The organism is Pseudomonas cistanchae (assembly GCF_054483635.1).
In genome coordinates this window covers 289,185-303,672 of record NZ_JBTLWN010000004.1, presented here as the reverse complement: position 1 = coordinate 303,672, position 14,488 = coordinate 289,185, and the positions used below count along the sequence as shown (strand labels likewise).

General features: G+C 63.2%; 8 protein-coding genes. 2 read left to right on the top strand and 6 right to left on the bottom strand.

Going from position 1 to position 14,488, the window contains the following annotated elements; translation table 11 throughout:
* Positions 1 to 66: 66 nt before the first annotated feature.
* The 3 genes from ACX0MV_RS13770 to ACX0MV_RS13760 are packed head-to-tail and all read right to left on the bottom strand — an operon-like array spanning position 67 to position 3,565.
* On the bottom strand, positions 67 to 1,902 hold the full coding sequence (locus ACX0MV_RS13770; protein WP_458983082.1) for a GldG family protein: 1,836 nt from the start codon (positions 1,900 to 1,902) through the stop codon (positions 67 to 69).
* Positions 1,903 to 1,910: 8 nt separating this feature from the next.
* The gene (locus tag ACX0MV_RS13765; RefSeq protein WP_458983081.1) at positions 1,911 to 2,645 is read right to left on the bottom strand and encodes an ABC transporter permease subunit; all 735 of its coding nucleotides are present in this window, start codon (positions 2,643 to 2,645) and stop codon (positions 1,911 to 1,913) included.
* Positions 2,642 to 3,565: an ABC transporter ATP-binding protein gene (locus ACX0MV_RS13760; protein WP_458983080.1), complete on the bottom strand. Its 924-nt coding sequence runs from the start codon at positions 3,563 to 3,565 to the stop codon at positions 2,642 to 2,644. The genes ACX0MV_RS13765 and ACX0MV_RS13760 overlap by 4 nt, the downstream gene beginning before the upstream one ends.
* 325 nt (positions 3,566 to 3,890) lie before the next feature.
* On the opposite strand from ACX0MV_RS13760, the gene plsB reads away from it, so the two are divergent.
* Positions 3,891 to 6,374: a glycerol-3-phosphate 1-O-acyltransferase PlsB gene (plsB, locus tag ACX0MV_RS13755; protein WP_458983079.1), complete on the top strand. Its 2,484-nt coding sequence runs from the start codon at positions 3,891 to 3,893 to the stop codon at positions 6,372 to 6,374.
* Positions 6,375 to 6,450: 76 nt separating this feature from the next.
* On the opposite strand, the gene ACX0MV_RS13750 is transcribed toward plsB, so the two are convergent.
* Positions 6,451 to 9,021 carry a bifunctional diguanylate cyclase/phosphodiesterase gene (locus tag ACX0MV_RS13750; protein WP_458983078.1) on the bottom strand — a complete coding sequence of 857 codons (2,571 nt, stop codon included), beginning with the start codon at positions 9,019 to 9,021 and terminating at the stop codon, positions 6,451 to 6,453.
* Positions 9,022 to 9,348: 327 nt separating this feature from the next.
* Between ACX0MV_RS13750 and ACX0MV_RS13745 the strand changes: the two genes are divergently transcribed.
* A complete protein-coding gene (locus ACX0MV_RS13745) occupies positions 9,349 to 10,026 on the top strand; it encodes a DUF4197 domain-containing protein (protein WP_458983077.1) in 678 nt (225 codons plus the stop codon).
* Positions 10,027 to 10,291: 265 nt separating this feature from the next.
* On the opposite strand, the gene ACX0MV_RS13740 is transcribed toward ACX0MV_RS13745, so the two are convergent.
* A complete protein-coding gene (locus ACX0MV_RS13740; RefSeq protein WP_458983076.1) occupies positions 10,292 to 13,372 on the bottom strand; it encodes an efflux RND transporter permease subunit in 3,081 nt (1,026 codons plus the stop codon).
* A gap of 5 nt (positions 13,373 to 13,377) precedes the next feature.
* Complete coding sequence (locus ACX0MV_RS13735; protein WP_458983075.1) at positions 13,378 to 14,481, bottom strand: efflux RND transporter periplasmic adaptor subunit; 1,104 nt, start codon at positions 14,479 to 14,481, stop codon at positions 13,378 to 13,380.
* Positions 14,482 to 14,488 lie beyond the last annotated feature (7 nt).

Here is a 14,488-nt window from a genome sequence, read left to right as displayed (position 1 = left end):
ATGTCCGCCCTGCGATTCGAGATCTACCAGGCCGCAACCTGGCCGAATTCAGGCTAATCGGGTCGATCAAGCGCGCTTGCGCCGCCGCCATAGCCACAGCGCCAGCACGCCCAGGGTCAGCAGCAGCGGCACCAGGGCGATATTGACGAACTTCAGCGCCCGTCCAAGGGCCTCGATATCGGCATTCAGCTGGTAACGCACCTCGCGCAGCTCCTTGCGAATCTGCAGCTTCTGCTGAATGAAGCGCTGCACCGCCGCCTCTTGCTCCGGCGACAGCTCGAGCGCCTTGCTCGGGTCGTCGTTCTGCTGCAAGGCCGCCAATTGCTGTTCGGTTTCCGTCAGACGGGCCTGCAGCGCCTGTTCCTTCTCTCGGAAGCGCACTTCCGCCTCGCGCTGAATCGCCTCGACCACCTCGAACGGCCGGCTGAAACGCCCCCGCGAGCGCACGCTGATCAGCGCCTGGGAACCGGTCAGGTTATCCAGGGCATTGACCGCGAAACCGGCGTTGTCCGCCCACGGCTGGGGGATGCGCTGGCCGAAGAAGTCCTGCACCTGCACCCACATGCGGTCGGTGAGCATGTCGGTGTCGGCGACCGCGATGACGTTGATGTTGTCCGCCTGCTTGAGGCCATCCTTCTGCCCTTCGATACCGTCCGGGTAGGCGGACTGCGCCGGCCCGCTGATCCGTGCGGCGAGGGTATAACGCTCGCCAGTCGGCTCCAGCTCGCGGATCAGCTCTTCGGGATTGGCCAACATGCCGAAGCGCTTCACGTCGAACGGCATGGCGTAGGCGGAGCTTTGCAGCAACGGCAGGAAAGTCGTCTTGGCGCCCTCCAGCGGCTCCAGCATGCCGGCCGTGGCGACGGTGATGGTTTCCAGCGACGCGGTGGTGATGTCGTCCTGGTTCAGCGCCTGTTTCGGCAGGCTCAGCCAGGCGGCATGGCGCACCGGCCGCTGGCCCTGGCCCATGCTCACGGACATTGCGTAGGAGCCGTCGCCAAGCACCTGGTCCGGCACCATGCGCAGGCCCCAGGCCTTGAACAGCGGCGCCAGGCTGGACGACTTGTCGATCGCCATCGCGCCAGGCATGTCGCCCTGCACGTCGGCTTCGCTGTAGGGGTCGACGAAGGCCAGCAGCTTGCCGCCGCGCAGGACGAACTGATCGATGGCATACAGCGTCTGCTCGGGCAGTTGCTTGGGGTGGATCAGCAACAACACCGAGACGTCTTCGGGGATCAGGTCGACATCGTTTTTCAGGCTTTCGATGGCGAACAGCTGGCGTACTTCCTCGAGCAGCATCCAGGCCGGCTGCGGCTGGCGCGCCATCATGTCGAACCCGCCGTTGACCGGCAGGCCGGACAATACGCCCACCACCGGCCGCTTGGGCTTGGCCAGGCTTTGCACCAGACGGCTGAGCTCGTACTCGAGAAACTCCTCCTGATCCAGGGCGAAGAACGGGATCACCTGCACATCGCCGTCGGCATTCTTGCCGGCCAGACCGAAGTAGATCGAGTCGCCGCCCTGCTGCAGCGGAATACCCTGCAAGCCGAACTCGGCGGCTTTGTCTTCTTCGGCGGAAAACGGCTCAGGGTCGATTACCGTCAGCTTGAGCCTGTCGCCCGCCTCGCGCTGGTAGGCTTTGAGCATTTCCTCGACGCGCCTGGCGTAATTGCGCAGCGCGGGCAGGTCCTTGGCGGTGGCATCCGAGTAGAAGAAGCTCAGTTCGATGGGCGCATCCAGCTCGGCGAGAATCTGCTCGGTGCCGGCGGACAGGGTGTAGAGCTTCTGCTCGGTCAGGTCCAGGCGTACGCCACTCAGGCTCAGGCTGGAAAACAGGTTGAAGGCAAGAAACGCCAGGGCGATGAGTGCAAGCCCGGCGCTGGAAACCATCAGCTTTTTCATGGGCATCCTCAGTCAGCTTTCTTCAGGTCGATGACCACCGCGGTCGCGGCCAGCCAGGCGGCGATCAGGGTGAGGAAATACAGCAGGTCGCGCAAATCGATCACGCCCTTGCTGATCGCATCGAAACGGGTCAGGAAGCTCAGGGACGCCACCGCATCCACCAGCCATTGCGGCGCCCAGCCACTGAAGCCGTCGAGCACCATGGGGAAGCCGCTGACGATAAACAGGAAGCACACGCTGACCGCCAGGATAAAGGCGATCACCTGATTCTTCGCCAGGGCCGACATGCACGCGCCAATCGCCAGGTAAGCACCGGCCAGCAGCCAGCTGCCGATATAGCCGGTGACGATCGCGCCGTTGTCCGGCTCGCCCAGGTAGTTGACGGTGATCACCATCGGGAAGGTCAGCAGCAGCGCCAGGCCGGCGAACACCCAGGCGGCGAGGAACTTGCCGGTAACCGCCTCGAAACGGCTGATCGGCAGGGTCATCAGCAGTTCGATGGTGCCGGATTTGCGCTCCTCGGCCCACAAACGCATGGCGATAGCGGGCACCAGAAACAGGTACAGCCAAGGGTGGAAGTTGAAAAACGGAATCAGATTAGCCTGGCCGCTCTCGAAGAACGCGCCGAGGTAGAAGGTGAATACCCCGGACAGCACCAGGAAAATCACGATAAACACATAGGCCAGCGGCGTGGCGAAATAGCTCGCCAGCTCGCGTTTGAAAACCACCGGCAACTGACTCATACCACCTCCCCACGGGTCAGGCTGCGAAACACTTCATCCAGCCGCCCGCGCTCGACGTTCAATTCACGCACCTTCCAGCCGCGTTCGGCGATCAGCCCATTAACCTGCGGGAAGATCACCTCGCCCGGTCTGGCCAGTACGCTAAGGCTGTGTTCCAGGGCGTTTTCTTCCACCCCTGCCACGCCCGGCAACGCGGCCAGGGCAGCGCGGTCCAGCGGCTCATCCGCCACCAGGGTAACGGCCTGGTGATAGCGCGAGCGGCTTTCCAGCTCCAGCGGCGAACCATCGGCCAGCAGCTTGCCGTGGGCAATCACCACCGCGCGGGTGCAGACCGCCGACACCTCTTCAAGAATGTGGGTGGAGATGATCACGATCTTGTCCCGCGCCAGGCTCTGGATCAGCCCTCGCACCTGGTGCTTCTGATTGGGATCGAGGCCGTCGGTGGGTTCGTCGAGGATCAGCACCTTGGGATCGTGCAGGATCGCCTGGGCCAGACCGACGCGACGCTTGAAGCCCTTGGACAGGGTTTCGATGCTCTGATCCAGCACGGCTTCAAGCTCGACCTGGGCCACCGCCCTGGCCACCCGCTCCCGCTTCTCGCCACCCTTGAAGCCGCGCACCTCGGCGATAAATTCGAGGAAGCCGCGTACCCGCATGTCGCCATAGCAGGGCGCGCCTTCCGGCAGGTAACCGATCTGGCGCTGGGCCTTGAGCCGGTCCTGGCGTATATCAAAGCCGAGGATGCTGGCGGTGCCGGAGGTCGGCGCGAGGAAGCCGGTCAACATCTTCATGGTGGTGGACTTGCCGGCGCCGTTGGGGCCGAGAAAGCCCAGCACCTCACCCGGCTGCACGCGGAAGGACAGGTCGTCCACCGCGATCTTTTGCGCAAAACGCTTGGTTAGGTTTTTTATTTCGATCATTGGCCTTTCACCGTTGCGGTAAACAGGCCCGGCCAGCCACCCGTGCGGACGCTAGCCGGGCTGAAAAGTGCTGGCGAAATATAAGGAGTCGCCTGCCGCCGGTGCAAGCCGGGAACTGCCAGGTCACCGGGTACGGTTGCCAACCGCGTTGACGCCCTGGGCAGAAGCCCCTGCGTCAGGGCCGCCCCAGCGGGCTGCATGGGCTGCGCCGAAGCAATCTAGGGTTTGCGAATCAAGTATTTACAAGATTTTGCTGGCGGACGGCCGATCCGGCACACTAGGCGCCCCGAGCCGTTGCTCGCTCCCCGAAGTCCGCAGACTCCGTATGACCCGATCCCCATTTCGTCGCCTTGTATTCGGCACCCTGCACCGCCTGCTGTACCTCTGGGTACGCTCGGAAACCATCAACCAGTCGGCCTTTACCCTCAAGCTCGACCGCAGCAAGCCGGTGTTCTACGTGCTGCAGCAACCGTCCCTCAGTGACCTTGCGGTGGTCGATGCCGAGTGCCGCAAGGCCGGCCTGCCACGCCCAGTGTTGCCGGTGGCGGTTGGGGAGCTCCTGGAACCCGCCGCATTCTTCTACCTGTCGCCGGAGCCCGATTGGCTCGGCCGCCAGGACAAGCGCGGTATTTCGCCCACCCTTGAACGCCTGGTCAGCGCGCTCCGCCAGCATGCCGTGGACGATGCGCAGATCGTGCCGGTGAGCGTGTTCTGGGGGCAGTCGCCGGACCGCGAAACCAGCCCGTGGAAACTGCTGTTCGCTGACAGCTGGGCGGTGACCGGGCGCCTGCGCCGACTGGTCAGCATCCTGATTCTCGGTCGCAAGACCCGCGTGCAGTTCTCCACGCCGATCCACCTGCGCACCCTGGTGGAGCAGGACAAAGGCCACGAACGCACGCTGCGCATGGTCCATCGCATCCTGCGCGTGCACTTCCGCAACCAGAAGTCCGCCGTCATCGGCCCGGACGTGTCGCACCGGCGCAACCTGGTCAAAGGCCTGGTCCACGGCCCGCAAGTCCGCCAGGCGATCATCGAGGAAGCCGAGCGCGAAAAAATCTCTGTGGAAAAGGCCGAGGCGCAGGCCCTGCGCTACGGCAACGAGATCGCCTCGGATTACACCTACACCGCGATTCGCTTCCTCGAACTGGTGCTGAGCTGGTTCTGGAACAAGATCTACGACGGCATCAAGGTCAATCACATCGAGGGCGTGCAGGAAGTCGCCCAGGGCCATGAGGTGATCTATGTGCCTTGCCACCGCAGCCATATCGATTACCTGCTGCTGTCGTATCTGCTGTTTCGCAACGGCCTGACGCCGCCGCATATCGCTGCCGGCATCAACCTCAACATGCCGGTAATCGGCAGCCTGCTACGGCGTGGCGGCGCCTTCTTCATGCGCCGCACCTTCAAGGGCAACCCGCTGTACACCGCCGTGTTCAACGAATACCTGCACACCCTGTTCAGCAAGGGCTTCCCGGTCGAGTATTTCGTCGAAGGCGGCCGCTCGCGCACCGGGCGCATGCTCCAGCCGAAAACCGGTATGTTGGCCATCACCCTGCGCAGCTTCCTGCGCAGCAACCGCCTGCCGGTGGTCTTCGTGCCCGTATACATCGGCTACGAGCGCGTGCTGGAAGGCCGCACCTATCTGGGCGAGCTGCGCGGCGCGAGCAAGAAGAAGGAATCGATCTTCGATATCTTCAAAGTCATCGGCGCGCTCAAGCAGCGCTTCGGCCATGTCTGGGTCAACTTCGGCGAGCCGATCAAACTGGCTGAATTCCTCGACGAGCAGCAACCGGACTGGCGCAGCCAGAGCTACGGCGCAGACTTCCGCCCCGACTGGCTCAACGGTGCGACCCATCGCCTTGGCGAACGCGTGGCCCAGCACCTGAACGAGGCGGCGGCAATCAACCCGGTCAATCTGGTGGCCCTGGCGCTGCTCTCCACCAGCCGCCTGGCGCTTGATGATCGCGCCCTGGCGCGAGTGCTCGACCTGTACCTGGCCCTGCTGCGCCGTGTGCCCTACTCGCCGCACACTACCTTGCCCGAAGGCAACGGCCAGGCGCTGATCGAATACGTGCAGAAGATGAACCTGCTCGCCGAGCAGAAGGACGCCCTCGGCAAGATTCTCTATCTGGACGAGCAGAACGCCGTTCTGATGACCTACTACCGCAACAACGTGCTGCATATCTTCGCTCTGCCGGCGCTGCTGGCGAGCTTCTTCCAGAGCAGTGCGCGGATCAACCGCGAGCAGATTCTGCGCTTCACCCGCGCGCTCTACCCTTACTTGCAGTCGGAGCTGTTTATCCGCTGGGAGCTGGATGAACTGGATGCGGTAGTCGATCAGTGGCTGGCTGCCTTCGTCGAGCAGGGCCTGCTCAAGCTCGATGGCGAGATGTACGTGCGCCCAGCGCCCAGCTCGCGCGAGTTCGTCCTGCTGACCCTGCTGGCGCGCGCCATCGTGCAGACGCTCCAGCGCTTCTACATGGCCACCGCGCTGCTGCTCAACGCCGGGCAGAACGCAATCAGCGCCGAAGAGCTGGAAAATCTGTGCACGGTGATGGCCCAACGTCTGTCGATCCTGCATGGACTCAATGCACCTGAGTTCTTCGACAAGAGCCTGTTCCGCCACTTTATCCAGACCCTGCTCGACGAAGGCGTGCTGCGCCAGGACGAGGCTGGCAAGCTCAGCCATCACCCGCTGCTCAACGAGCTGGCGGAAGGCGCAGCGAAACGGGTATTGCCCGCAGAAATTCGCCTGTCGATTCGCCAGGTGGCGATGGACAGAAACGAGGAAGCGCTGGAGCAGACCTGATCGCCTGCGCTGGCAATCACGCCGCGGCCGGCTAGAACGCCGGCCAGTTTGCCTTGGCAGCGCTGGCTGGCGTGCGCTACAGCAGCCGGCGCAGCTCTTCCGGCGACATCGGCCGGTCCAGGAAGAAGCCTTGCGCCTCTTCGCAATCGCACTGGCGCAACACATCGAGCTGCTCCTGCGACTCGACGCCCTCCGCCGTCACCGTCAGCGACAACGCCCGGCCGAGGCCGATGATGGCCTTGATGATCGCGTGGCTGTCGTCGGAGCCGCCCAGATCGGCAATAAAGCTGCGGTCGATCTTCAAACCATCGAACGGGAACGTGCGCAGGTAACTGAGCGAGGAATAGCCAGTGCCGAAGTCGTCCATCGACAGCCGCACGCCCAGCAGCTTGAGCTCCTGCATCAGCGCCAGCGCGCCCTGGGCGTCGTCGAGCACCACGCTTTCCGTTAGCTCCAGCTCCAGCCGGCCAGGCGCCAGGCCAGTTTCTTCGAGGGCATTCTTCACCCGTTCGACCAGTTGCCCGCGCTGAAACTCGACCGGCGACAGGTTGACCGACACCAGAATATCTGCGTCCCAGCTCATGGCTTCCCGGCAGGCGGCGCGCAGCATCCAGGAACTCAACGGCACGATCAGACCGGTGGTTTCGGCAATATTTATAAAAGTATCAGGGCCGAGCAGGCCACGCTGCGGGTGCTGCCAGCGCACCAGCGCCTCGGCGGCCACCAGCCGTTCGCCCGTGACGCTGTATCGGGGCTGCAGCATAAGGCGCAGCTCGTCTCCCTTCAGGGCCTTGCGCAAGTCGGTTTCCAGCTGGCGCCGCTCAATCACCCGCTCGTTCATGTCATTGGCGTAGAAGCGCCAGGTGTTGCGCCCTGCTTCCTTGGCCTCATAGAGCGCAATATCGGCGAAGCGCAGCAGCTCTTCGGCCTGGGTGGCGTCGGCCGGAGCCATCGCCACGCCGATGCTGGCACCGATGAAAATGCTGTGGTTATCGATCTCGAACGGCTGCTCGATGCCAACGATCAGCCGCTCGCACAGCCGCTGCACTTCGCGCTGGGAGGAAATGCCGCTGACAATCAGGATGAACTCATCGCCGCCCATGCGCGCCACCAGGTCGCCCTCGCGCAGGACGAACCGCAGACGCTTGGACACTTCGCTCAACACCTGATCGCCCACCTCATGGCCAAACGAGTCGTTGACCGGCTTGAAGCGATCCAGGTCGATGCTCAGCATGACCAGCGGCTTCTCCGCGGTCGGCAGCGCCTTGAGCTTGCCTTCGAGGAATTCCTGCATGTGGTTGCGGTTGGGCAAGCCGGTCAACGCATCGTGCGCCGACAAGTGCTCGATCCGCGCGCGCGCTTCCAGCTCTTCGGTGATGTCACTGACCGTGCCGCGGTAACCGCCCTGGACGTTGGCGTCCTCGATCCGCCGCAGCGCCAGCCGGCAAGTACGTTGAGTGCCATCGGTGGCGAGGTAGTGACACTGCAGCGTGGCCTTCGCCGACGCGCGTGCGCCGTGGCTGCTCAACCAACTCGGCAAACCACCGGGGTACTTGATGAACTCATCGATAGGCCGGCCGAGCCACTTGCTCGTCGAGTGCCCGGTGACAGTTTGAAAGCGCGTGGACAGGTACGTCAGGTGCAGCTCCGAATCAGCTTCCCAGATCCAGTCTGAGGCCGCTTCGGCGACATCGCGAAAACGCGCCTCGCTGGCTGCCAGCGCCGTCTGACTGGCGTACAGCGAGGCATAGCTGGCGTCCATTTCCTTGGCCGTCGCGATGGCGCGGCGCAGGGTCAGCCAGGTGATCAGGGCGAATATCACGCCCGCCAACGCCAGCATCGGCAGAATCAGGTAGAGCAGGCGCTCGCCTGGCTGGTCGGGCTCCCAACGCAGCAGCAGCTTGCGTCCATCCAGCGTGGCCAGTGGCAATGCTGGGGACGTTTGCGCGTCCTGCTCGTCGACCGGCACTCGCAGTTTGTCGATGCCGAAGTCATTCCCCAGCGCCTTGAGCTTTTCAGGGCTAAGCAGATCGACGAACACCAAGACCGAGACCGGGCCGGGTAACGTCTCAACCTGCGGATCGCCGCCGGTGGTAAACCCGGATGCGGCCACCAGCGCAGGCTGGCCGTCCACCAGCACAAAGCCGACCACCGGCTCTTCGTCCTCGGCCTGCTCGCGCGCCTGCTCCACCAAGCCGTCAAGATCCTGCTGCAACCACTGCTCTGCCTGCATCGCAACCAGTTCACCCTCCATCACCGCGTAGGTGGTGTTGCCGGTGCCATCGATGACAAACAGGCCGTCATAGCCAAAGTCGGGATACAGGCTGGGGCCCAGGTTCTGCCGGGTGTAGGCCCACTCGGTATCAACTTTGGCGTGCAGATGACGATAAGCATCACCCCAGTAGGCGTAATCGCTGATGGTGGCGAGCATGGTTTTTTCCCGCGCCTGGGTAGCCTTCTCCGCATAGAACAGGCTTTGCTCGACCGCCCGGGTGTTCTGCCGCAGGGCGATCTGTACCAGCGCCGCACTGGCGACCACGAACAGCACCAGCAGCAAGGCGGCTATGAACAGCAGCGCCTTGCGCGTGGACGTTGAATTGGAGGCGGCACGTGTCGGGTGACGGGACGGTTCAGCGATTGGTGGCATCAAGTGTCCTCAGCCATTCCGTAGGGGATCGAAGGGGGCGAGCCCAAAGGGCGCGAGCATAGCAGCAATAGGCCATCAAACCGATCTAAGTCGATGCTTTGGCTGATAAAGCTGTAGAGCCTCATCGGCGCGCTTAATTCAGCGCAAACAGCCGCAGTAGACATGTGCTCATCACCACCCTTCGCTCAAAGCTGTCGGCATAAGGCTAAGCCTACTCAATATCTCCGGCTTTGCCCGTTTATTAACAGCCAGGCGAGGCCCCCGGCTTTGCCGATGGACGACGCTCCGCTAAGCTCTGGCTAGACTTTCTTGATCAGGATTTTCCCCATGCTCCGTATCACCACCCTCATAGCCGGCTTGGCGCTGTCCACTGGCGCAATGGCCCTGTCACTCAACGACTTGACCCAGCAGGACGCCAGCGGTGGCCTCAAGGATGCGTTGATCCAGGGCGCTCAGGTCGCGGTCAAGCAACTCGGCGCCCCGGGCGGCTTCAGTAACAACCCCGATGTACGCATTGAACTGCCCGGTAACCTCGGCAAAGCGGCGAAAACCATGAAGATGATGGGCATGGGCGCCCAGGTCGAACAACTCGAAGCAAGCATGAACAAAGCCGCCGAAGCCGCGGTGCCGCAAGCCCAGGCGCTGCTGGTCGACTCGGTGAAGAAGATGACCGTGCAGGACGCCAAAGGCATCCTCGCCGGCCCGAAGGATTCCGCCACCCAATACCTGAACAAAACCAACCGCGAACAGCTGCGCGCCAAGTTCCTGCCCATCGTCCAGCAAGCCACTGCCCAGGTCGGCCTGGCCAAGCAATACAACGCCTTCGCCGGCCAGGCCGCGAGCTTCGGCGTGCTGGACGCGAAAAGCGCCAATGTCGAAAGCTACGTGACCGAACAAGCGCTGGACGGCCTGTTCGCCATGATCGCCGAGCAGGAAGCCAGCATCCGCGAGAACCCGGCTGGTGCGGCGACCAGTTTGGCGAAGAAGGTGTTTGGGGCGCTGTAAGAAAGCGAGTAGCCCGGACAACCGTCGCAACGGTGGATGAAAAAAGCGTCATCCACCCTACGCCAGGATCGCCAATATGCGGGGCGTAGGGTGGACAACGCGAAGCTTGTCCACCGGTATGTTCAAAGCCATTGCCAACCATCGCCGGAACATGCCCTTGCTTTTTAATCTTCAGCAGTCCAGCTGACAGCACGCCAGCAATCCTCTAATCGCCAGCCATAAAAAAGTCAGGCGCTAAGCCTGGCTTTTTTCTAACGCTTCACGTTCAGCCTGTCTGCCGCTCCGGCTCATGGATACGGAACCATGCCGCATACAACGCTGGCAGGAACAGCAAGGTCAGCGCCGTGGCGATGATCAAGCCGCCCATAATCGCCACGGCCATCGGCCCGAAGAACACGCTGCGCGACAGCGGGATCATTGCCAGTACTGCCGCCAGCGCAGTCAGTACGATGGGCCGGAAGCGGCGTACCGTGGCCTCGATGATGGCGTCCCAGCGATTCAGCCCGGAGGCGATGTCCTGCTCGATCTGGTCGACCAGAATCACCGAGTTGCGCATGATCATCCCCGACAGTGCGATGGTGCCGAGCATGGCGACGAAGCCGAACGGCTGGCGAAAGATCAGCAGGAACAGCGTCACGCCGATCAACCCCAGGGGCGCGGTGAGAAACACCATGGCCGAGCGCGAGAAGCTCTTGAGCTGCAGCATCAGCAAGGTCAGCACCACCACGATGAACAAGGGGATACCTGCGTTCACCGAGCTCTGCCCTTTCGCCGATTCCTCCACGGTGCCGCCCACATCAAGCAGGTAGCCGTCTGGCAGCGCGTCGCGAATCGGTTGCAGCGTCGGCACGATCTGCTTGACCAGGCTGGCCGGCTGCTCCTTGCCATACACGTCGGCGCGCACGGTCACGGTTGGCAGGCGATTACGGTGCCAGATCACGCCTTCCTCGAAGCCGTATTCCAGCGTGGCGATCTGTGACAGCGGCACGCTGCGGCCGTTGTCGGTCGGTACGGCGAGGCTGGGCAGCAGGCCTAGCTGTTGCCGCTCGCTGACGCCGCCGCGCAGCAGGATCTCGATCAGTTCGTTGCCTTCGCGGTACTGGCTGACCGGTGAGCCGGTCAGCGAGCTTTGCAGAAACTTCGACAGGTCCGCCGTGCTGACGCCAAGCGCGCGGGCGCGATCCTGGTCGATGTTCAGGCGCACCACCTTGCTCGGCTCTTCCCAGTCCAGGTGCACGTTGGCCACGTGCGGGTTCTCGGCCACCTTGGCCGCTACCTCGCGGGCGATCTCGCGCACCTCGTCGACGTATTCGCCGGAAACCCGCAACTGGATTGGATAACCCACCGGCGGGCCATTCTCCAGACGTGACACGCGGGTGCGCAGGGTCGGGAATTCCTTGCCCACGGTCTCGATCAGCCAACTGCGGATCTGCTCACGCTCCTCGATGCTTTTTGCCAGCACCACGAACTGGGCGAAGCTGGCCGAAGGCAGCTGCTGATCCAGCGGCAAGTAGAAGCGTGGGGTGCCGGTACCGACATAGGCGACGTAGTTGTCGATGCCTTCGCGGCCCTTCAGCAGGCTCTCCAGCCGCTCGACTTCGGCGGCGGTGGCGGTCAGCGAAGCGCCTTCGCCAAGCTTCAGGTCGACCAGCAGCTCCAGTCGGCCGGACGCCGGGAAAAACTGCTGCGGAACGAAGCGAAACAGCAGGATCGAGCCAATGAACAGACCGATGGTGAAGAGAATGACCAATTTGCGGCGCCTTACGCACCACTCCACGGCCCGGCGCACGCGCTGGTAAAGCGGCGTCGAATAGGGGTCGTGACCTTGGCTGTTGCCGCCATGCTTGGCCGCGTGCAGTTTGGCCAGGTCGGGCAATAGCTTTGCGCCCAGGTAAGGCACGAACACCACGGCGGCGATCCAGGACACCACCAGTGCAATGGTCACCACCTGGAAGATCGAACGGGTGTATTCGCCGGTGCCCGACTGCGCGGTGGCGATCGGCAGGAAGCCGGCGGCAGTGATCAAGGTGCCTGTGAGCATGGGAAACGCCGTGCTGGTCCAGGCGAAGCTGGCCGCTTTGACCCGGTCGAAGCCCTGCTCCATCTTGATCGCCATCATCTCCACCGCGATGATCGCGTCGTCCACCAGCAAGCCCAGCGCCAACACCAGCGCGCCGAGGGATATCTTGTGCAGGCCAATCCCCAGGTAGTACATGCTGGCGAACGTCATCGCCAGCACCAGCGGAATCGACAGTGCCACCACCAGGCCGGTACGCAGGCCAAGGGAGAAGAAGCTCACCAGCATGACGATGATCAAGGCTTCGGTGAGCACACGGACGAACTCGCCTACGCCGGTTTTCACCGCAGCTGGCTGGTCCGACACCTTATTCAGCTGCATGCCGGCCGGAAGGGTTTCCTGCAGGCGGGCGAAGTCGGTTTCCAGTGCCTCGCCCAGGGTGAGGATGTCGCCACCGGCTTTCATCGACACGGCCAGGCCAATGGCGGCCTCGCCCATGTAACGCATGCGCGGGGCAGGCGGATCGCTGAAGCCGCGGCTGACGTCGGCGACATCGCCGATACGGAAAGTGCGATCCGCCACGCGGATCGGAAAATCGCGGATTTCCTCGACCGACTCGAAACGCCCGGTCACACGCAACTGCACGCGATCCGTGGCGGTCTCGAAGAAACCCGCCGTCGCCACCGCGTTCTGTTCTTCCAGCGCCTGTTGCACCGCGGCCAGGGGCAGGCCGAGAGTAGCGAGCTTGGTATTGGATAGCTCGATCCAGATCTTCTCATCCTGCAGGCCGATCAGCTCAACCTTGCCGACGTCCTTGACCCGCTGCAATTGCAGCTGGATACGATCGGCGTAGTCCTTGAGCACGGCGTAGTCGAAGCCCTCGCCGGTCAGCGCGTAGATATTGCCGAAGGTGGTGCCAAATTCGTCGTTGAAGAACGGCCCCTGAATGCCTTGGGGCAAGGTGTGGCGAATGTCGTTGACCTTCTTGCGCACCTGATACCAGAGGTCGGGAATGTCGACCGAACGCATCGAATCGCGGGCAATGAACATCACCTGGGATTCGCCCGGCCTCGAAAAGGAAACGATCTTCTCGTAGTCGCCGGTCTCCATCAGCTTTTTCTCGATCCGCTCGCTGACCTGGCGCGACACTTCTTCGGCGCTCGCCCCAGGCCAGTTGGTTTTGACCACCATGACCTTGAAGGTGAACGGCGGGTCCTCGCTCTGCCCGAGCTTGCTATAGGACAGCGCGCCGACCACGGCTAACAGCAACATCACGTACAACACGATCTGGCGATTGCGTAACGCCCAAGCGGATAGGTTGAAGTCCATCGGGGTTACTCCTTGGCTGCCAGGTCGACCATCCGGTTATTCCGGTCGACCGGGCGCACCTTCTGCCCCTCGCGCACCACCTGCACGCCGGCAGCGACCACCCAGTCGGTGGCCTGCAGGCCTTCAAGCACCGGCACCTGCTTTTCGCCATAGGCACCGGTGCGCACGTTGCGGCGATGCAAGGTGGAATCCTTCGGGTCGACCACCCAGACGAAGGGCTGGCCCTTCTCGGCAGTCAACGCGGACAGCGGAACGGCCAGCGGCACTTCGCCGTCGTGGGCGATGAACACCCGTGCGCTCTGGCCCAGCTCCGCCGGCACCTTGCCTTCGGTAAAGGCCACACGGGCGGCGAAAGTGCGCGACTGCGAGTCCGCCGAGGGCGATATTTCACGAATCCGCCCAGGGAAACGCTGATCCGGCTGCGACCACAACTCAACGGCAACTTCCTGACCGACCTTGAAGCGCTCGAATGCCTGTTCTGGCAGATTGATCAGCACCTCGCGCTCCCCATCGGCGGCGAGTACGAAGACGCTCTGGCCGGCCGCGACCACCTGGCCGACTTCGACCATGCGTCGGGCGATCACGCCATCCTGGGAGGCGCGTAGTACCGCGTAACCGGCCTGATTGTCGGCCACGTTGAATTCGGCCTTGATCTGCTTGAGCCGCGCCTCACCGGCGCGGTAGGTATTCTCGGCATTGTCGAACTGGGAACGACTGACCAGGTTGCGGTCGAGGAGCGTGCGATACCGGTCGCGCTCGGCACGCACCAGCCGCAGATTGGCTTCCGCCGCCGCGACCTGGGCGCGGGTGGCGTCCAGTTGCAGGCGCACATCACGGGGGTCAAGTTCCGCCAGCGGCTGGTCCTTCTTGACCCGCTCGCCGACTTCGACCAGGCGCTTGGTCACCTTGCCGCCGATCCGAAATGCCAGTTCGGGTTCGAGGTGAGCCCGCACCTCGCCTGGATAGGTATCGGCCATTTCACCCGCCAATTGCGGCTGCACGACCATGGCGGGGCGCACCGGGGCTTCTACCTGTTCGCCGTTGCCACAGGCTGCAAGTAGACCAACGAGGCAGGCGGGCAAAGCGACAGACAACGCATGACGCAACATAATGGGG

Coding starts and splice junctions, on each gene's coding strand:
- ACX0MV_RS13770 (WP_458983082.1), bottom strand. CDS start 1,902: ATGAAAAAGCTGATGGTTTCCAGCGCCGGGCTTGCACTCATCGCCCTG.
- ACX0MV_RS13765 (WP_458983081.1), bottom strand. CDS start 2,645: ATGAGTCAGTTGCCGGTGGTTTTCAAACGCGAGCTGGCGAGCTATTTC.
- ACX0MV_RS13760 (WP_458983080.1), bottom strand. CDS start 3,565: ATGATCGAAATAAAAAACCTAACCAAGCGTTTTGCGCAAAAGATCGCG.
- plsB (WP_458983079.1), top strand. CDS start 3,891: ATGACCCGATCCCCATTTCGTCGCCTTGTATTCGGCACCCTGCACCGC.
- ACX0MV_RS13750 (WP_458983078.1), bottom strand. CDS start 9,021: ATGCCACCAATCGCTGAACCGTCCCGTCACCCGACACGTGCCGCCTCC.
- ACX0MV_RS13745 (WP_458983077.1), top strand. CDS start 9,349: ATGCTCCGTATCACCACCCTCATAGCCGGCTTGGCGCTGTCCACTGGC.
- ACX0MV_RS13740 (WP_458983076.1), bottom strand. CDS start 13,372: ATGGACTTCAACCTATCCGCTTGGGCGTTACGCAATCGCCAGATCGTG.
- ACX0MV_RS13735 (WP_458983075.1), bottom strand. CDS start 14,481: ATGTTGCGTCATGCGTTGTCTGTCGCTTTGCCCGCCTGCCTCGTTGGT.